Raw genomic sequence first — 17,112 nt, 5'->3', positions numbered from 1 at the left:
CGTGTCGGGCGCGGCGGCGCTGCGCGGGCGGTCGAGCGGCCGCGGCGGCTGGAACGGCGCCCGCGGCGGCGGCAGCGCCGCCACCTGGGCCTCGGCCGGCGCCGTGCCGGTCTCGGCGCCGCCACGACGCGGTGGCGTTGACGGCGTGCTGTCGGCCCCCGCCTCCTCCACGCCCTCATCCTCGGACGGGACCGGTCGCGACTGCGCCACCACCTTCGGCCGCGCCGCCGGCCCATTTGGCGCCACGTCGGCCGGCGCCACATCGGCCGGCACGGCCCGGGCCGCCTCGATCGAGGCGTTCAGCGCCCAGCGCTGGGCGCCGATGCGGCAGCCCACCGCCTGGCCTTCCTGGCCCTGGCGGCCGATGCGGAAGATGCGGCAGACGCGCGGCGAGGTCTGGGTCTGGACCACGGTGACGGCCATGCCCGAGGGCAGCCGCTTCGGCGAATTGGTGCGTTCGGTCTCGAGGATGCGCTGCAGCGCCCGCATGTCGTCGGCCGAGAGATTGCCGAGGTCGACGGCCGCCGCGGCCGGCCACGCCAGGACCAGCGCCACCAACGCCGCCCCGCCTGCCGTCATGATCCGACCGATCCGCGCCTGCCGCACCAGCGTTCCTCCACCCCCGAACCGGCCCATTAACACCGAGACCGGGGTCGGGCTCAAGGTTAAGCCTTCCCATCGGTGCTTGCACCCCCCGATGCCCCGGCTGTGTCCCGGGCCGCTCGTGTTCGCGGTTCCCCCTGCGCCCGACATGCTCTAGACCGGAGCCGATGAGCCTGCTCGACCGAGTCCTCGCCTGCACCGCCCACGACCCCGCACCGCTCCGCCCCTGGCGGATCGGCGACACCGTCGCCGGCTGGGTCGCCCCGCCCGTGGCCGCGGTGCTCGACCGCTGGCCCGACCCGCTGCGGGCCGAGGACATGGGCTGGCGCCTGGACGACCGGCTGGACAGCCCCGAGGCCCGGGCCGAGGCGCTGGAAGCCGTCACCGACCGGCTGATCGAGGCCGGGCTGGTGCGCAAGCGGCGGGACGAGCGCTATCCCGTCCTGGCCGAATGGGGCGCCCCGCTGCTGGCGACGGTCGACCGCGGCGCGGCGGTGGCGCTGGGCATCAAATCCTTCGGCGTCCACATCAACGGCGTGGTCGAGTCGCCGGACGGGCCGCTGCTGTGGATCGGCCGGCGGTCGGCCGACCGCGCGCTGGACCCCGGCAAGCTCGACAACATCGTCGCCGGCGGCCAGCCCCACGGCCTGTCGCTGGCCGAGAACGTGGTCAAGGAATGCGCCGAGGAGGCCGGGATTCCCGCGGCGCTGGCGCGGCAGGCCGTCCCGGCCGGCGCCATCACCTACATGATGGGCACGGCCGAGGGGCTGCGGCGCGACACGCTGTTCGTCTACGACCTGGCGCTGGCCCCCGACTTCACGCCCGAGAACACCGATGGCGAGGTCGAGGCGTTCGAGCGCTGGCCGCTGGCCGCGGCGCTGGAGCGGATCCGCGACACCGAGGACTTCAAGTTCAACGTCGCGCTCGTCATCATCGACCTGGCGATCCGGCGCGGCTTGATCGATCCGGAAGAACCCGATTATCTCCTGCTGTGCCGTGGGCTGCACGAGCCGACCGACCTGCCCGGCGGCACCACCACGGATCGGAACAAACCGTCCCTCATGGCGTTCAACCGCTAGCGTTTGACCCCGGAGCTTCCATGCGACTTCTGCCGTTCGCCCTCGCCCTCGGATTGGCCCTTCCCGTCGCCGCCTGCGGCGGCAGCAGCCACACGCCGCCGCCCGGCACCGCGGGCGCGACCACGGGGCAGGAGCTGATCGACCTGGACAACGCCTACCGCAAGGGCGCGATCACCCAGGACGAGTACGAAGACCAGCGCGAGAAGATCCTGAACAAGTAGCGGCACGGTCGGACCAGACCGGCCGCGAATGGACGGATGGCGGCGAACGTGAGAAGGTGCCGGCGCTTGACGCTGCCGCCGCGCCGTCATCGGGAGTTGCCTGTCCGATGAGTGACATCAAGATCAGCCCCACCCCCAAGGTCGTGACCAAGACGGAACGACCGCGCCTGCACAAGGTCATCCTGGTCAATGACGACTTCACGCCCCGGGACTTCGTCGTCAAGGTGCTGAAGTCGGAGTTCCGGGTCAGCGAGAGCCAGGCCCACCAGGTGATGTATACCGCACACACGCGCGGGACCTGCGTCGTCGCCGTCTACACCAAGGACGTGGCCGAGACCCGGGCGACGCGGGCCACCGAGGCCGGGCGCAACAACGGCTACCCGCTGCTGTTCACGACCGAGCCGGAGCAGTAGCCCCGTCCGGAAACCCCGCCAGCGCCCGCACTGCGGCGGGGGATTTCCCCTCGTCCCGCAAGGTGCGGATCGCGACCGCGTCGTTGCGCTTGGCCAGGCGCTTGCCGGCCGCGTCGGTCAGCAGCGCGTGGTGGCGCCACACCGGCACGCGATAGCCCAGCAGCGCCTGCAGCAGGCGGTGGACATGGGTGGCGTCGAACAGGTCCTGCCCCCGCGTCACCACGGTGACGCCCTGCAGTTGGTCGTCCACCGTCACCGCCAGATGGTAGCTGGTCGGCGTGTCCTTGCGCGCCAGCACCACGTCGCCCAGCAGCTCCGGCCGCGCCGCCTGCTCGCCGGCCAGCTCGTCGGTCCAGGACAAGGGGCCGCTGCGCCGGACGGCCTCGGCGACGTCCAGCCGCAGCGCATAGGGCCGGCCCTCGGCCAGCCGCTCGGCGCGCTGCTGCGGCGACAGATGGCGGCAGGTGCCGGGATACAGCGGGCCGTCCGGTCCATGCGGCGCGCCGTCCATCGCCGCGATCTCGGCCTGGATCTCGCGCCGGGTGCAGAAGCAGGGATAGACCAGCCCCTGCCCCTCCAGCGTGGCCAGCGCGGCCCGGTAGTCGTCCCAATGCTCCGACTGGCGCCGCACCGGCCCGTCCCAATCGAGGCCGAGCCAGGCCAGGTCCTCCAGGATCGCGGCCTCGAACTCCGGCCGGCAGCGGCCCTGGTCGATGTCCTCGATGCGCAGCAGGAAGCGGCCGTCCCCTGCCCGGCGCCGGCCGGCCAGCGCCGAATGAGCGTGGCCGAGATGCAGGAGCCCGGTGGGGCTGGGGGCGAAGCGGGTGACGTCGGCCATGGCGCCGAGCAAAGGCGAAGCCCGGCGGCGGCGTCAAGCCCGGGCCGCGTCGGACCAGGATTGAGACCCGATCGGGAGGGGTCGCCCCTCGGCCCTCTCCGATCGTCCCGCCTTTTACGAGACGAAGGGCGCCGTTTCGAGGAGCCGCGCAAGTTGCGATGCTGGCTCCCAGTCAGCGGGACGCTCGACCTTGGGAGCTCCACGCCACAGCATTCCTTGCTCTGTCCAAGCTTTGCGATAGGACAGAATGGAATCCAGGAGCGTGTCTTTGGCTCCGGCACTTGCCGCCGGGTTGTCATCGAATCCGGGTTCGTAGAAGCAGCAGGGGCAGATTCCCGTGCCTATGACGCCGCCTTCTTTGTCCGCGAAGTGATCGCCCCGAAAGTACCCGGCAAAGCCGCATACCGGGCACAAATACTCACCCCGGTCGTTTCGGATGATGAAGAGAGAAGGCCTCACGTCCATGGATCAACGATAGCCGAGAACCGATCACTTTCCATCCAAATCGGTAGAGTGGCTGACGGTCGCTTCCCGCCCAAAGGCGATGGCGTCGGCCTTCGGTCCTGATCGCCTTCAACCCTACGCCGCGACGGCTTCGAGCCAGGGGCGGGCCGAGGCCGCCAGCAGCGCCTGGGGACGCGGCAGGACGGCGACGAACAGGGCCGGGATCAGCGGCCGCAGCGCCGCCACCAGCTCGTCCCGCAGCCGGTCGACCGCGGCCACCGGCGCGTCCGGCGCGAAGCCCAGCTCGATCTCGACATGGATCATCCCGCCGGGCGGGTGGTTGACAGCCGGGCCGCGACCGGGAGAGATGGCGCCATGTCCAAGATCCCCACCCTCTCGGGCCCCGGCCTCGCCCCCGCCAGCGGCCTCGCGCCCAAGGCCCTGGTCGTCCTGCTGCACGGCGTCGGCGCCGATGGCCAGGACCTGATCGGCTTGGCGCCGCATTGGGCCCGCCACCTGCCCGATGCCGAATTCCTGTCGCCGGACGGCCCCGAGCCCTGCGACATGGCGCCCTACGGCCGGCAGTGGTTCAGCCTGTCCGACCGGACGCCGGCGGTGATGGAGGCCGGGCTGCAGGCCACCCTGCCGATCCTGAACGGCTTCCTCGACCAAGCGCTGGCCGAACGCGGCCTGACCGATGCCGACCTGGCCCTGGTCGGCTTCAGCCAGGGCACCATGACATCGCTGTACACCGCCCTGCGCCGGCCGGCCGCCTGCGCCGCGGTGATCGGCTATTCCGGCGCGCTGCTGGGCGCCGCCACGCTGGCCCGCGACGTCCGCTCGCGCCCGCCGGTGCTGCTGGTGCACGGCCACGACGACCCGGTGGTGCCGTTCGGCGCCATGGCGCTGGCGGCCGCGGCGCTGCAGGGCGCCGGGGTGGCGGTCGAGACCCTGGCCCGGCCGGGACTGGGCCACGGCATCGACCCGGAGGGGTTGGCCGCCGGCCTCGACACCCTGGTCCGGCACCTGCCGCAGGCGGCCGGCCGCCCGGGGCAGGCCGCGGGCTGACCGGTGACGAGATCGTGACATTTCCGCCGCTTTCGGCGCAGCATGTTGCGGTCAACAGGGTTTCACCGTATATCCATGGGCATTCGCGGACCATCCGCGGCCAGAGGTGACGGTGAAGGAGTGGGATGGTGTCTCCCCCACCCGATAATTGCCCGGCTCTCGTCCTCAACGCCGATTTCCGGCCGCTGAGCTACTTCCCGTTGTCCCTGTGGCCCTGGTACGAATCGATCAAGGCGGTGTTCCTCGATCGGGTGAACATCATCGCCGAATACGACCGCGTGGTGCGCAGCCCGTCCTTCGAGATGCGGCTGCCCAGCGTGATCTCGCTGAAGGAGTACATCCCTTCGGCGCGGCGGCCGGCCTTCACCCGGTTCAACGTGTTCCTGCGCGACCGCTTCAGCTGCCAGTATTGCGGCGAGCGCTTCCCGTCGCAGGAGCTGACCTTCGACCATGTGGTGCCGCGCGCCCGCGGCGGGCGCACCAGCTGGACCAACGTGGTCGCGGCCTGCTCCGCCTGCAACCTGCGCAAGGGGCACCAGCTGTCGCACAGCTGCGGCATGCATCCGCTGATCCCGCCGCAGCAGCCGACCACCTATGAGCTGCAGGAGAACGGCCGGGCCTTCCCGCCCAACTTCCTGCACCAGAGCTGGCGCGACTTCCTGTACTGGGATTCCGAGCTGGAGCACTGAGAGCGCTGGGTTCGTTTCAACGAACCCAGCCTTCAGGCCCAACCTCTCTCCTTGTCATCCTCGGGCTTGACCCGAGGATCCAGGGGCCATCGAGAGCGGTGCTGGCCGCCCCTGGATTGCCCGGTCAAGCCGGGCAATGACAGAAGCGCGAAGCGTCAGATGATCCCGCGGCCTATTGACTCCACGGCATCACCGGCACGGCCGCAACGCTGTTCATCGGCGACCCGTCGACCAGCTTGGTCGAATAGGACAGGTACACCAGCGTGTTGCGCGGCCGGTCGAACATCCGCACCACCTGCGTCTCCTTGAACAGGATCGAGGTGGCGCTGTCGAACACCTCCTTCTGGCGGTCGACGCGGTCCGGCAGGGTGATCGGGCCGACCTGGCGGCAGGACAGGGCGAAGCGCGAGGGGTCCTCGGCCAGGCCGAGCCAGCCGGAGACGCCGCCGGTGCGGGCCTGGCTGAGATAGCAGGCGACGCCGGGGATGTCGGGGTCGGTGAAGGCCTCGACGCAGACCTTGTGGTCCGGGCCGATCAGCTTGAAGGCGGTGTTGACGCAGCCGACATCCTCGGCCCGCGCCCCGGCCGAGGCCAGCAGCGCCGCCGTGGCGGCCGCCAGAAGCATCGCAATCCGCATCGCTTTTATACTCGCTCCGAGAGCCAGATGGCGGTGCGCGTCGCCGCCTTCACAGCGCCGGACAGGAAGCGGTAGCCCGGGGCCTGCTCGGCCTCGTGCTCCAGCCCGATGTCGCGGTGCTCCAGCTCCTCGGCGCGGAAACGCTCGATCACCGCCTTCAGTTCCGGCTCGTCGCTGCCCAGCGCCTCGGCCTGGCGTGCGTAGTGATCGTCGATCACCTCCTCGACCGCGACGGTGCAGGCCATCGCCGCCCGTTCGCCCAGCAGCGCCGTGGCCGCCCCCATGGCGAAGGCACCGACATGCCACAGCGGATGCAGCAGGGTCGGGCGCACGCCGCGCTCCACCACCATGCGGTCGAAGGTCTCGAGATGCTCGCGCTCCTGCTCCGCCATATGCTCGATCACCGGCCCCTTGGGGCCGCGGCCGAGCACCGCGAGCTGGCCTTCGTAGATCCGTTTGGCGCCGTATTCGCCGGCATGGTCGACCCGGATCATGCGGGCGATCCGGTCGGGGCCGGAGGGGTCGCCCGGCAGGGCGCGGCGGCGGGAAGCTGTCACACGGCTCTCGCGCTGGTGCGGCGGGTCGCGGCGGCCAGCAGGACGAGGCCGGCGACCACCGAGACGATGGCATTGTACCCCGCCATCGAGATCCCGAACAGGACGAAGCCCGGCACGTCGCAGCGCACCACCGGGGCGGCCAGCAACTGGTCGCGCAGCGACGCGGCGTTGCCGGTGCCGAAGGAGATCGCCGAGGTGCAGGCGGTGAAGCCCGGCCACCACTGGTACTCGACCCCCGCGTGGTAGACCGCCAGGGCGCCGCCGAGCAGGATGACGATGCCGGCCAGCAGCACCAGGCCCCGGCGAAGCGGGCGGAGCAGCGCGGCCAGCAGGCCGAGCGCGATCGCCGCCGCCCAGGGCCAGCGCTGGTACAGGCACAGCTCGCAGGGCTGCAGCCCGCCGAGATATTGCGAGGCGAGGACGGTGCCCAGCACGACGACGCCGAGAGCGGCCGTCAGCCAGGCGAGAAGATCGAGTCGGCGCAACATGGCGCGGATCATGCCGTGCCGCCCGTGCGCCGCCCAGTGAAGAAATGTCGCGACCCGGCAGGGCTGCGATGCCCCGGACGCTCGGCCTGCGCCCGCTCCTAAGCCACCAGCAGCTTGGCCTGGAACGCGGCGTCGAGGTTGCTGCCGGTGACCACGGCGGCGACCCGGCGGCCGGCGAAGCGGGCGCGGTGCGTCATCACCGCGGCCAGGCCGGCGGCGCCCGACGGCTCGGCCAGCACCCCGGCGGTGCGCAGCAGCAGCCGCGCCGCCTCGACGATGGCGTCGTCGTCGACCAGCAGGATCTCGTCGACGCAGGCGCGCAGCTGCGCCACCGCCGAGGACACCGGCCGGGCGATCGCCATGCCGTCGGCAATGGTGTCGACATGGGGCGTGTCGATGGCCCTGCCGGCGGCGAAGGACTGGGCCATGGCCGGGGCGCCGCGCGCCACCACGCCGATGATGCGCACCCCCGGCGATGCGCTACGCCCTTGGGCCTTGAACCAGCAGCCGATGCCGGTGGCCAGCGCGCCGTCGCCGATCTGGACGATGACGTCGTCGACCTCGTGGCCGCCGGCGGTCAGCTCCTGCCCGATCACGCCGGCGCCGGCGGTGATGATGCGGTGGCCGCCATCCTCGACGAACAGCGCCCCGGTCTCGGCGGCGATGCGGCGGGCCAAATCCTTGCCGGCGCCGTCGGCCGGGTCGGCCAGCCGCACCGTGGCGCCGAGCCGGCGCATGGCGTCGAGCTTCAGCGGATTGGCCCAGGACGGCGCCAGGATGGTCGCCGCCACGCCGCGCCGGGCCGCGGCCCGAGCCAGCCCCTGGCCGAAATTGCCGCTGGAGGTCGCGACCACCGAGGCGGGGAGCGGATCGAGCGACGCCAGCAGCGCCTCGGTGCCGCGGCCCTTGAAGGAGCGGACGGGATTCAGGCTCTCGACCTTCAGCGTGACGGCGCAGCCCAGCGCGGCGTCGAGCGCGCCGTGCCGCATCGCCGGCGAATCGAGGAACACCGGGTCGATGGCGGCGCGGGCCGCCAGGATCTCCTGCGGCGTGATCATCGTCTCCGGCTGCGCATCCATGGCCGCGTCCTTCCCGTCGATTGTATTGGCGTCGATTGCACTGCCCGGAGTCTAGCCGGCCTCGCCCCGACGGTTGTTGTCATGTCATGCGTGTCGACGCAAAATTCTTGCATGAGCACGAGACCCCCGCCGGCGCTCGACCGGCTCGACCACCGGCTGCTGGCGCAGTTGCAGGCTGACAGCGGCCAGACGTTGGAGGCGCTGGGCGACGCCATCGGCCTGTCGCCCAGCGCGGTGCAGCGCCGCATCGCCCGCTATCGCGCCGACGGGCTGCTGCTGCGACAGGTCGCGGTGCTGGACCCCGGCCGCTTCGACGGCATCGTGCTGGCCACGGTGTTCGTGACGCTGGAGCAGGAATCGACTGCCCTGCACCGCGCCTTCCGCGAGCGCATGCGGGCGGCGCCGGAGGTGCAGCAATGCTACGAGCTGGCCGGCAGCCGGGACTATCTGGTGATCCTGGCCGCCACCGGCATGCGGGCCTGCCGCGACATCCTCGACCGGCTGTTCATGACCGATGCCAACGTCAAGCGCTTCGACACCCATTTCGTGTTCGACGCGGTCAAGACCGGCCTGACGCTGCCGACCGCGGGGCCGTCCGCGGGAGATTGACGGCGGGCGCCCGCAATTTCGTTGACGCCGCTTCGGCGCTGCCTAAGATGCGGCCCCGCGCGGGCGTGGCGGAATTGGCAGACGCGCTGGACTCAAAATCCAGTTCTGGTGACAGAGTGTCGGTTCGACCCCGACCGCCCGCACCAGCTTCCTCAGATCATCGCGGATACGGCCGGTCAGTCCGGGAACCGCACCATCCGGCCCTGCTCCTCGTCCCACAGCGCGTGCGACCCGGCGCCGAGGCTGGTGCGCAGCGTCAGCACCGGCGCCCGCTGCAGGATCGGGTTGGCGTTGTGGCAGGCCTCCAGCCGGTAGTTCGGGATCCGCGGGTCGAGATGGTGGATGTGGTGGAAGCCGATGTTGCCGGTGAACCACTGCAGCACCCGCGGCAGCTTCAGGAACGAGCTGCCCTCGATCGAGGCCGAGACGAAATCCCAGTCGTCGCGCCGCGCCCACAGCGTGTCCTCGAACCGATGCTGCACCGAGAACAGCCAGACCCCGACGATGGCGGCGGTCATGATGATCGGCAGCTGCACCATCGCGGCCGCGCCGAAGCCGAGGGTCAGGCCCAGCAGCAGGAACACGGCGCCGAGGCCGAGATTGGTCAGGTACACGGCCCGGCGTTCGCCGTGCCAGGAGGCCGGCGTGTCGAACGGCACGCGGTACAGCAGCAGGAACACCAGCGGCGGCAGCAGCAGCTGCGACACCAGCGGATGGCGGGCGGCGCGGTAGGCGCGCTGGCGCCAGGGCGACAGGGCCCGGTACTCCGCCAGGGTCAGGCACGACGAATAGATGTCGGCGCCGCTGGCGCGGTGGTCGAGATTGTTCCAATGGGCATGGTGGCCGGCATGCTGGCGGCGCCAGGCGGCGTAGGGGGTGAAGGTGACCAGACTGCACACGCTGCCCATCAGCGTGTTGGCCCAGCGCGCCCGGAAGAACGAGCCGTGGCCGCAATCATGCTGGATGATGAAGATCCGCACCACCAGCCCGCCGGCGAGCAGGGCCGCCAGCAGCGTCGCCCAGTAGGGCACGGCGCCATAGGTCCAGTACATCACGGCGCAGACGCCGAGGAAGGGCAGGAAGCTGTTCGCCACCTGCCACAGGCTGCGGCCGAGGCTGGGCACCCGATGCGCCGAAACGGCGGCCCGGATTGCCACCCGCTCACGGGCGGCGCTTTCGGATTTGGCCATCATCGCTCCAAAGGGCGAAGCCTGGGCTGCGCCGATGTGCCGTCTGAATACGTCTGGTCGGGGTGCTCGCCGTCTCTGACCGGCGCCGCGCTGATTTCGGAGGGGCAGCCAGGCCCCGGTCCGGTTCCGCCGCGCGGATCGTCGCGCCGTTGTGCAGCGCTGCGAACGACTCTACGCGCTTTGCGGGCGGGGCGATATCGGATTCGGCGGAATCAAGGCGGCCCCGGCATCCGCAGAGCGGGATTTCCGCGATGCGGCGGCCGGCTTCAGCCAGGTTTCCGCCAGGCGGCGCGCCTTGACCATCTGGCCTGCGGTCAGGCGGCCGGCCAGCGCGCGATAGCCGATCTCGGCCCGGGCGCGCTCGGCGCCGTTCAGCTTCGCCATCGCCACCAGGAACCAGACGCAGGCCCGCACCAGGTCGCCGGAGACCTTGCGGCCCTCGGCATAGAATTCCGCCAGCTTGAGCTGGGCCCGCGGCAGGCCGCCCCTAGCCGCCTCGAGCAGCCAGCGCAGCGCTTCGGCGCGGTCGCCCGGAACGGCATAGCCGTTGTCGTCCTCGCGGCTGTCGCAGAGGATGGCGAGGTTGAACTGCGCCGCGGCGTTGCCCGCCTCGGCCGCGCGTTTGAGCCCCTTCAGATCGTCGGTCATGAACACTCCACAACGTGAGGGCGGAAAGCGTCGCGCCGGCGCCTGGTCTAGGACGGCAGCCCGTGGGCGGCCCGCGCCATCAGGCAGGCGTCGTCGCCCGGCATGCAGTCGCGGCAGACCTGGGGCCTGACCGCATAGACCGAACAGCCGGTGGCGACGCCGATGTCGCCGGTCAGCGCCGAACAGCGCTCGCCGTCGCACCGCATCCGCGCCCGCGACGGGTCGACATGGCGGGCCGGGATGCGGTCGATGGCGTCGTCGTCGTCGGTCCAGAACCGGGGCCATTCGCGGGAATACGCGCAGCAGGCGCCGCAGCTCTGGCAGTCGAAATCCGCGATGGGTTCGAAGGCAACGGTCGCGTCCATCCCGTACTCTAGGCGCTTTGCCGCTTGCCGGACGTGCGGGCGGTGACGGCGGCCGGTGGACGCGGCACCACCGACAGCTCGTGCTCGGGCGCCATCCGCTCCTCGTTTCCGGTGGCGCTGCGGATCCGGTAGAGCCGGCCGGAGGTCTCGCTCGGGTAGTGCGCCACCACGGTGAACGCCCCGGCGACGGATGGTCCGGACACCGACCGGCGCCAGACATAGACCGTCGTGCCTATCTCGTATCGATTGGACATCTCTGCATTTCCGGGCTCTCGAAGGAGCCCCGCTGAGGCCTGGCCACCACGATTGCCTGCTATGGGACAGGCATGATTATATTAGCGCTTCCATGATTCCGGAACGCTGCCTTATCGCTTTCTCAAGAAAATCTGAGAAGTCCAGCATAATCCGAAACCCCTGCCGCCGTCTGCAAAAATCGACGCCGGCTCCCTGTTCCAAGGGATCGCGAACGTTTCGGAAGCGGGGCCGAGTTTGATTTTTCGCAGGCGATCCGGGATTTGGCGATGACCGGCCACCACTTCCGGAACCTGCGATTTAACTGGTCAAAGCCATGGTGCGCGCCCATGCTCGCGCTCACACCGACAGGGATTATCGACATGTCAGCAGGCGACGCCCGCCTTCCGCCCCGCGTTCAACCCCAGGATGCGGCAGCGGCGGCCGACCGCCAGGCGCGAGAGGCCCGCATGGATGCGGAGCGCTACGCCAAGCGCGGCAAGAAGGAGATGTACGCGGTCTCGCTGCAGGCGGCGAAGGACCTCGAGGCGTCCGCCGCCGCCCATCGCGAAGGCCGCGGCGGCCCCACGCTGAAGCCCAACAAGGGTTGACGCGGCCACCTCGGCATCACGGCACCAGCACGACCTTGCCGGTGGTCCGCCGGCTTTCCAGCGCCGCATGCGCCGCGGCCGCCTGGGCGAACGGGTAGCGCCCGCCCCGCACCACCGTCAGGCCGCCATCGGCCGCCAGGCCGAACAGCTCCGCCAGATCGGCCCGCACCGTGTGAGCCTGGAGCCGGTGTTGCTGGCCCTGTGCGAATGGGGCCAGCGCCACGCCACCGCGCTGAACGAGCTGGACCGCGTCGCCGACTGCGTGATCCGCCCGCGCAAGGAGCGCAAGACAACCGCCGGCACCGAGCCCGAGCCCACCACACAGCCGCTTAGTCCGGCGCGATCTCGCGCAGCGCCATGCGCTTGTAGGCCTCGACCAGAACATCGCCCTCGCGGCGGTCGACCGAGATGGCGAGGCGCATCGTCGCCTCGCCCAGCTGCATCACCAGGAAGGCGCTGGCGGCCAGCGCCGCGGGGTCGGCACCGGGCCGCAGCCGGGCCAGGATCTTGGCCAGCACCGCGCCGTTGATCCGGCTGTCCTCGAGGTCGATGTCGCGCAGGCCCTTGTCGGCCTGGGTGCCCGACCAGATGTCGCGCATCACGGGTTCGGCCAGGAACTGGCCGTAATAGATGTCGATCAGCCGGCCGAAGGCGTCGCGCAGGCCGGCGGCGTCGCGCACATCCGCCAGCCCGTCGGCGATGCAGGCCCGGCCTTGCGCGTTGTAGCGCTCGGCCAGGGTGCGGATGATCGCCGCCTTGTCCGGGAAGTACTGGTACAGCGACCCGATCGACACCCCCGCCTTCTCCGCCACCTCGCCCATCCGCATGGCGTCGCTGCCCTTGGCCGCGATCAGCTCGGTCGCCACCGCCAGCATCCGCTCCACCCGCTCGCGGCTGCGGCGCTGGCTCGGCGCACGGCGCAGCGCGGTCGTCCGGTCCTCTGCCGGGACGGATGCGTCCGATACGGGCGCAGGCATGGCCTCTCCTTTCGACCGAATCCGCTTGACCTCACGAATATGAGGATTTATCACTTTATCAGACACGAGCTATCCTCACATTAGGAGGCGATCATGGCCCCCTCGGATGGCAACGCGCAAGAGCGGAAACCGATCCTGGTGATCGGCGGCACCGGCAAGACCGTCGCCGCCACCGGGATCTGGGCCGGCTGAGCCGCCCTCGCCTCTCCCCTCCCCTTCATCCCCCTCCTCCCCCTTCATCATGGAGCCTCGAGATGGGTGATCGCCTGCTGACCGTCCTGACCGTCTGTTCCGCGCTGGGCTGCGGCCTGATCGCCGGCGTGTTCTACACCTTCTCCACCTTCGTGATGGGGGCCCTGGGCCGGCTGCCGGCGCCGCAGGGCATCGCCGCGATGCAGTCGATCAACATCGTGGTGATCAACCCGCTGTTCCTGGGCGTCTTCGTCGGCGCGGCGGTGCTGTGCGCCCTGCTGGCGGCCGGTGCGCTGTTCGGCTGGGCGGGCCCCCACCCGACCCTGATGCTGACCGGTGCCGTGCTGTATGTGGTCGGCACCTTCCTGGTGACCATGGTGTTCAACGTGCCGCGGAACGACGCGCTGGCCGCGCTGGACCCCGCCAGCGCCGATGCCGCGGCGTACTGGGCCCGGTACCTCACCAGCTGGACCGCCTGGAACCATGTGCGCACCGCGGCGGCCCTGGCGGCGGCGGCCTGCTTCACCATCGCCCTGCGCTGGCCGGCGGCCTCGGCCTGACCGTCACCGCCGGGCATCCATCGAATGCAAGCCAACTGGCACCATCGAAAGGGCTGATCTGGATCTAAGGGATGCCGCCGAAGCGACCTAGGGTGTCAATGGCCCATGCCATGTTCGACCCGAGGCGGTTTCCATGACCCAGTGGCTCACCTTTGCCAACGGCGTGTCCTCGCCCTGGGCGCTGAGCAACGTCAACTCCGGCACCCGGATCCTCTATGAGGAATGGGGCGTCCTGCCGGACAAGCGGCAGCTGTGGCAGCTGACGGCCGACGGCCTCGTCGTCAGCGCGGTCGACACCGCCATGGTCCTGACCGCCGGGCCGCAGGCCACCTCCTGCCGCTGGACCCTGGGCCTGGCGCCGCGGCAGCCGGCCGGCGCCGACCCCGGGCAGGCCTGGACGGTCATGGCCGATCCGGACAATCCCGCCCTGGTCGCCATCGTCAATCCGGACACCGGCCTGGCCTGCACCACGGTGCCCCGCAACCAGCTGTGGAGCGGCCAGGAGATCTGGCTGGAGGCGCTGCCGCCCCGGATTCCGGAGGAGATGCTGTGGCAGGTCCAGCCCCGGATCCCGGCCACCCATCAATGGCTCCAGCTCCGCTTCGGGGGGGCCCCGCTGGTCGTCGAGATCGCCGGCCCCCGGGCGGCCGCGACCGTCGCCCTGGGGTCGGGCACGGCCGACCGAGCCCTGGCCGCCACGCTGTGGATGTACACCGATGACGGCTGCCTGGTGAACGCGCGGGCCCCCGGGATGGTGCTCGGCCTCGGCCCCAGCGGCCCTTACGGCACCAGCGTGGTGCTGGGCCCGAAGCAGGCGCCGCACAGCGCCGGCCGGCAATGGGCGATCCAGCCGGACGGCGACGGCACGGTGCTGCTGATCAACGCGTCGAACCAGGAGGCCCTGATGGTGCCGCCCGGCCTGGCCGGCCCGATCGTGACGGGGCCGATCAGCGGCTCGTCGCAGCAATCCTTCACCCTCGGCATGGATTCGCCGGACGACGCCGTCCCGGGCTGAACCGGCTTCCAGGACTTGACATTACCATTGGTAACTTACTAATGGTAATTCACTTCGGCCAGCGTCGCGCGCTGCGCCCGATGCCCGCCCAGCCCTGGAGCCATCCCCATGCCCGCACCCGTGCAACAGCCCGTCCTCATCATCGGCGGATCCGGCATCGTCGGCGCCCAGGCGGCCCAGGCGCTGCGCCGGCTGCAGCCGGAGCTGCCGATCACCATCGGCGGGCGCGACCTGGCCAAGGCCGAGGCGGTGGCCCGTGCGGTCGGCGGCGCCGATGCGGCGGCGATCGACCTGGCCAGACCCGACCTTGGGCAACCCGACCTGGGCCAGCCGGACCGGGCCTTCAGCGCCGTCGTGGCGTTCGTCAAGGATGCCGGCCTGAATTCGCTGCGCTTCGCCCAGGCGCGCGGCGTGCCCCATGTCAGCACATCGAGCGGCGTGTTCGAGATCGGGCCGGAGGTGGCGCAGGCGCTGCACCGGCCGACCGCCCCGGTGCTGCTGGCCAGCCACTGGCTGGCCGGTGCGGCGCTGCTGCCGGCGCTGCATTTCGCCAAGACGTTCCGCACCGTCGAGACGATCGCGATCGGCGCCCTGCTGGACGAGGAGGACATGGGCGGGCCGGCGGCCTATGCCGATTACGACCGCATCGTCCAGGCCACGTCCCGCGTCCAGATCCTGCAGGACGGGCAATGGGTCTGGATCCCCGGCGACCCGGCGCCGGGCCGGTACCGCAGCGTAGACGGCACCGCGATGGCGGCGCAGCCCTATTCGCCGATGGACGTGGTCAGCCTGGCGGCGGCAACCGCCGCCCGCTCGGTCCGGCTGGACCTGGTGCTGGGCCAGTCGGCCAGCCGCCGGCGCGGCGAGCCGTTCTCGACCGAGATCACCATCGACCTCGCCGGCACGCTGCCGGACGGGTCGGCGGGGCGCACCCGGCACGAGATCGTCCACCCGGCCGGGCAGGCGCCGCTGACCGCACTGGGCATCGCCATGGCCGTCGAGCGGATGCTCGGCCTCGCCGGCGGGGCGCCGCCGGCACCGGGGCTGCATTTGCCCGAGCTGCTGATCGACCCGGCGGCCATGGTGCGCCGCATGGCCGAATTCGGCGCGCGGATCCGCCAGGCCTGACCGACGGACCGGGAGGCCCGGCCCCAGGGCGGGGCCGGGGACCGGTCACAGATGCCGGGTTTCGGCCGGTGCCCTCTCCCAATGGTCGGCCCTGCCGTCTTCATAGGCTGTGCTGTCAAGGACCTGCCGGCGACGCGGCAATCGACGAAAAGACCGCTTCGTGCCGCTTTCTCGCCCTTTTTCGAGTGCTTTATCCGCTGGCTCGGGTCCGGCGGCCGTCTGCCTCCGGTCCTTCCGTTCGGCCAGAATCGTTGCCGCACCGCGTTGCAAAACGCCGGCGGGACGGCTATAGCCTGAAGCGTATGTCCGGGGGGCCGGGACGATTGCAGGCTCTGCCTGCGGGGGCTTCAAGACTTCGGGCCGTGTTATTCAACAGCGCTGGTGATTCATGTATCGCACTTTTGACGACGACATCATCGACCTGAACGACAAGGTCATTTTTGTCACCGGCGGCACCGGCTCTTTTGGTCGCAAGTTCGTTTCCACCATCCTGCAGCGCTACAAGCCGCGGAAGCTGATCATCTTCTCGCGTGACGAGCTGAAGCAGTACGACATGCAGAACGCCGTCAACGCGGCCTACCCGCCCGAAGTGCGCGCCTGCATGCGCTACTTCATCGGCGACGTGCGCGACCGCGAGCGGCTGACGCTGGCGACCCGCGGGGTCGACTACATCATCCATGCCGCGGCGCTGAAGCAGGTTCCGGCGGCGGAGCACAACCCGTCGGAGTGCATCCGCACCAACATCACCGGCGCCGAGAACGTGGTCGCGGCGGCGCTGCAGAACCGGGTCAAGCGGGTCATCGCCCTGTCGACCGACAAGGCCTGCAACCCGGTCAACCTGTACGGCGCGACCAAGCTGGCCTCGGACAAGACCTTCGTCGCCGCCAACAACCTGTCGGGCGACATCGGCACCCGCTTCGCCGTGGTGCGCTACGGCAACGTCGTCGGCTCGCGCGGCAGCGTGGTGCCGTTCTTCCGCCAGCTGCTGGCGGAGAAGGCCGAGTTCCTGCCGATCACCGACGACCGCATGACCCGGTTCTGGATCACCCTGCAGCAGGGCGTGAACTTCACCCTGTCGAACTTCTCGCTGATGCGCGGCGGCGAGATCTTCGTGCCGAAGATCCCGAGCATGAAGATCACCGACCTGGCGCAGGCGCTGGCCCCCGGCCTGCCGCACCGGACCGTCGGCATCCGCCCGGGCGAGAAGCTGCACGAGGCGATGATCGCGGTCGACGACGCCTATGCCACGGTCGAGCTGGCGGACCGCTACGTGATCGAGCCGCAGTTCGGCGAGTATGTCCGCAAGTCCTTCACCGAGGACGGCGGCGGCAAGCTGGTGGTCGACCGCTTCAGCTACGGCAGCGACAACAACACCGAATGGCTGGATGCGCCGGAGCTGCTCGAGATCCTGGACAAGCACGCCAGCTGACCGGACGGCCCCGGCCGTTCCCCCGGTGTTTCAACCCGTCT

Annotated in this window: 23 protein-coding genes, 1 tRNA gene and 1 pseudogene; 12 read left to right on the top strand and 13 right to left on the bottom strand. The window is 70.6% G+C overall.

The features are described from left to right. Window positions 1–579 (bottom strand): annotated as a pseudogene (locus AB4112_RS33010) (hypothetical protein); the annotation flags it as partial. Between the two features lie 191 nt (window positions 580–770). On the opposite strand from AB4112_RS33010, the gene AB4112_RS33005 reads away from it, so the two are divergent. The 3 genes from AB4112_RS33005 to clpS all read left to right on the top strand — a co-directional run bounded on the left by AB4112_RS33005 (window position 771) and on the right by clpS (window position 2,316). Continuing rightward, window positions 771–1,682 carry a DUF4743 domain-containing protein gene (locus tag AB4112_RS33005; RefSeq protein ID WP_441726202.1) on the top strand — a complete coding sequence of 304 codons (912 nt, stop codon included), beginning with the start codon at window positions 771–773 and terminating at the stop codon, window positions 1,680–1,682. 20 nt (window positions 1,683–1,702) lie between these two features. After that, the gene (locus tag AB4112_RS33000; protein WP_309797123.1) at window positions 1,703–1,903 is read left to right on the top strand and encodes an SHOCT domain-containing protein; all 201 of its coding nucleotides are present in this window, start codon (window positions 1,703–1,705) and stop codon (window positions 1,901–1,903) included. A gap of 107 nt (window positions 1,904–2,010) precedes the next feature. Next, complete coding sequence (gene clpS, locus AB4112_RS32995; RefSeq protein WP_309797121.1) at window positions 2,011–2,316, top strand: ATP-dependent Clp protease adapter ClpS; 306 nt, start codon at window positions 2,011–2,013, stop codon at window positions 2,314–2,316. Here clpS and gluQRS read toward each other — a convergent pair. Together gluQRS and AB4112_RS32985 are read right to left on the bottom strand one after the other, a co-directional pair. Beyond that, the gene (gene gluQRS, locus AB4112_RS32990) at window positions 2,294–3,154 is read right to left on the bottom strand and encodes a tRNA glutamyl-Q(34) synthetase GluQRS (RefSeq protein ID WP_441726198.1); all 861 of its coding nucleotides are present in this window, start codon (window positions 3,152–3,154) and stop codon (window positions 2,294–2,296) included. The two genes, clpS and gluQRS, sit on opposite strands and share 23 nt — an antisense overlap. Window positions 3,155–3,733: 579 nt before the next feature. Continuing rightward, window positions 3,734–3,922 carry a hypothetical protein gene (locus AB4112_RS32985; RefSeq protein ID WP_441726195.1) on the bottom strand — a complete coding sequence of 63 codons (189 nt, stop codon included), beginning with the start codon at window positions 3,920–3,922 and terminating at the stop codon, window positions 3,734–3,736. Window positions 3,923–3,973: 51 nt separating this feature from the next. On the opposite strand from AB4112_RS32985, the gene AB4112_RS32980 reads away from it, so the two are divergent. Further along, window positions 3,974–4,666: an alpha/beta hydrolase gene (locus AB4112_RS32980; protein ID WP_441726192.1), complete on the top strand. Its 693-nt coding sequence runs from the start codon at window positions 3,974–3,976 to the stop codon at window positions 4,664–4,666. A 125-nt stretch (window positions 4,667–4,791) separates the two neighbouring features. After that, complete coding sequence (locus AB4112_RS32975) at window positions 4,792–5,355, top strand: HNH endonuclease (protein ID WP_309797114.1); 564 nt, start codon at window positions 4,792–4,794, stop codon at window positions 5,353–5,355. Window positions 5,356–5,527: 172 nt separating this feature from the next. Here the strand turns inward: AB4112_RS32975 and AB4112_RS32970 are convergent, their stop codons facing one another. The 4 genes from AB4112_RS32970 to AB4112_RS32955 form a co-directional block, all read right to left on the bottom strand. After that, on the bottom strand, window positions 5,528–5,980 hold the full coding sequence (locus AB4112_RS32970; protein WP_441726189.1) for a CreA family protein: 453 nt from the start codon (window positions 5,978–5,980) through the stop codon (window positions 5,528–5,530). Window positions 5,981–5,997: 17 nt separating this feature from the next. Then, entirely contained in the window at window positions 5,998–6,549 is a 552-nt protein-coding gene (locus tag AB4112_RS32965; RefSeq protein WP_441726186.1) for a demethoxyubiquinone hydroxylase family protein, read from the bottom strand. Beyond that, window positions 6,546–7,037 (bottom strand): disulfide bond formation protein B, encoded by a 492-nt coding sequence (locus tag AB4112_RS32960; protein WP_309797110.1) that lies wholly within the window; start codon window positions 7,035–7,037, stop codon window positions 6,546–6,548. Before AB4112_RS32960 ends, AB4112_RS32965 begins: the two co-directional genes overlap by 4 nt. 98 nt (window positions 7,038–7,135) lie before the next feature. Beyond that, window positions 7,136–8,116, bottom strand: coding sequence for a threonine ammonia-lyase (locus AB4112_RS32955; RefSeq protein WP_441726183.1), 981 nt, complete (start codon window positions 8,114–8,116; stop codon window positions 7,136–7,138). Between the two features lie 111 nt (window positions 8,117–8,227). Between AB4112_RS32955 and AB4112_RS32950 the strand changes: the two genes are divergently transcribed. Together AB4112_RS32950 and AB4112_RS32945 are read left to right on the top strand one after the other, a co-directional pair. After that, entirely contained in the window at window positions 8,228–8,725 is a 498-nt protein-coding gene (locus AB4112_RS32950; protein ID WP_441726180.1) for an Lrp/AsnC family transcriptional regulator, read from the top strand. Between the two features lie 59 nt (window positions 8,726–8,784). Continuing rightward, a tRNA-Leu gene (locus AB4112_RS32945) sits at window positions 8,785–8,871 on the top strand. Between the two features lie 30 nt (window positions 8,872–8,901). Here AB4112_RS32945 and AB4112_RS32940 read toward each other — a convergent pair. The 4 genes from AB4112_RS32940 to AB4112_RS32925 all read right to left on the bottom strand — a co-directional run bounded on the left by AB4112_RS32940 (window position 8,902) and on the right by AB4112_RS32925 (window position 11,182). Further along, on the bottom strand, window positions 8,902–9,915 hold the full coding sequence (locus AB4112_RS32940) for a fatty acid desaturase (protein WP_441726177.1): 1,014 nt from the start codon (window positions 9,913–9,915) through the stop codon (window positions 8,902–8,904). 171 nt (window positions 9,916–10,086) lie between these two features. Further along, the gene (locus AB4112_RS32935; protein WP_441726174.1) at window positions 10,087–10,563 is read right to left on the bottom strand and encodes a tetratricopeptide repeat protein; all 477 of its coding nucleotides are present in this window, start codon (window positions 10,561–10,563) and stop codon (window positions 10,087–10,089) included. Window positions 10,564–10,610: 47 nt separating this feature from the next. After that, on the bottom strand, window positions 10,611–10,928 hold the full coding sequence (locus AB4112_RS32930) for a YkgJ family cysteine cluster protein (protein WP_441726171.1): 318 nt from the start codon (window positions 10,926–10,928) through the stop codon (window positions 10,611–10,613). An 8-nt stretch (window positions 10,929–10,936) separates the two neighbouring features. After that, on the bottom strand, window positions 10,937–11,182 hold the full coding sequence (locus tag AB4112_RS32925) for a hypothetical protein (protein WP_309797098.1): 246 nt from the start codon (window positions 11,180–11,182) through the stop codon (window positions 10,937–10,939). A gap of 267 nt (window positions 11,183–11,449) precedes the next feature. Here AB4112_RS32925 and AB4112_RS32920 point away from each other — a divergent pair, with 267 nt between their 5' ends. Next, window positions 11,450–11,770 (top strand): hypothetical protein, encoded by a 321-nt coding sequence (locus tag AB4112_RS32920; RefSeq protein ID WP_441726168.1) that lies wholly within the window; start codon window positions 11,450–11,452, stop codon window positions 11,768–11,770. A gap of 16 nt (window positions 11,771–11,786) precedes the next feature. Here the strand turns inward: AB4112_RS32920 and AB4112_RS32915 are convergent, their stop codons facing one another. Both AB4112_RS32915 and AB4112_RS32910 read right to left on the bottom strand, forming a co-directional pair. Continuing rightward, window positions 11,787–12,155: a zinc-binding dehydrogenase gene (locus AB4112_RS32915; RefSeq protein ID WP_441726165.1), complete on the bottom strand. Its 369-nt coding sequence runs from the start codon at window positions 12,153–12,155 to the stop codon at window positions 11,787–11,789. After that, complete coding sequence (locus AB4112_RS32910) at window positions 12,100–12,747, bottom strand: TetR family transcriptional regulator (RefSeq protein ID WP_441726162.1); 648 nt, start codon at window positions 12,745–12,747, stop codon at window positions 12,100–12,102. The genes AB4112_RS32915 and AB4112_RS32910 overlap by 56 nt, the downstream gene beginning before the upstream one ends. Window positions 12,748–13,001: 254 nt before the next feature. Between AB4112_RS32910 and AB4112_RS32905 the strand changes: the two genes are divergently transcribed. The 4 genes from AB4112_RS32905 (at window position 13,002) to pseB (ending at window position 17,071) form a co-directional block, all read left to right on the top strand. After that, on the top strand, window positions 13,002–13,499 hold the full coding sequence (locus AB4112_RS32905) for an anthrone oxygenase family protein (protein ID WP_441726159.1): 498 nt from the start codon (window positions 13,002–13,004) through the stop codon (window positions 13,497–13,499). A 133-nt stretch (window positions 13,500–13,632) separates the two neighbouring features. Continuing rightward, entirely contained in the window at window positions 13,633–14,514 is an 882-nt protein-coding gene (locus AB4112_RS32900; RefSeq protein ID WP_441726157.1) for a hypothetical protein, read from the top strand. A gap of 108 nt (window positions 14,515–14,622) precedes the next feature. After that, window positions 14,623–15,642 (top strand): hypothetical protein, encoded by a 1,020-nt coding sequence (locus tag AB4112_RS32895; protein WP_441726155.1) that lies wholly within the window; start codon window positions 14,623–14,625, stop codon window positions 15,640–15,642. A 388-nt stretch (window positions 15,643–16,030) separates the two neighbouring features. Continuing rightward, on the top strand, window positions 16,031–17,071 hold the full coding sequence (pseB, locus tag AB4112_RS32890; RefSeq protein ID WP_309797086.1) for a UDP-N-acetylglucosamine 4,6-dehydratase (inverting): 1,041 nt from the start codon (window positions 16,031–16,033) through the stop codon (window positions 17,069–17,071). The last annotated feature ends 41 nt before the right edge of the window (window positions 17,072–17,112 follow it).

Source organism: Inquilinus sp. 2KB_23 (genome assembly GCF_052115705.1).
Classification (GTDB): domain Bacteria; phylum Pseudomonadota; class Alphaproteobacteria; order DSM-16000; family Inquilinaceae; genus Inquilinus; species Inquilinus ginsengisoli_A.
This window is presented reverse-complemented; position numbering and strand designations above follow the sequence as displayed.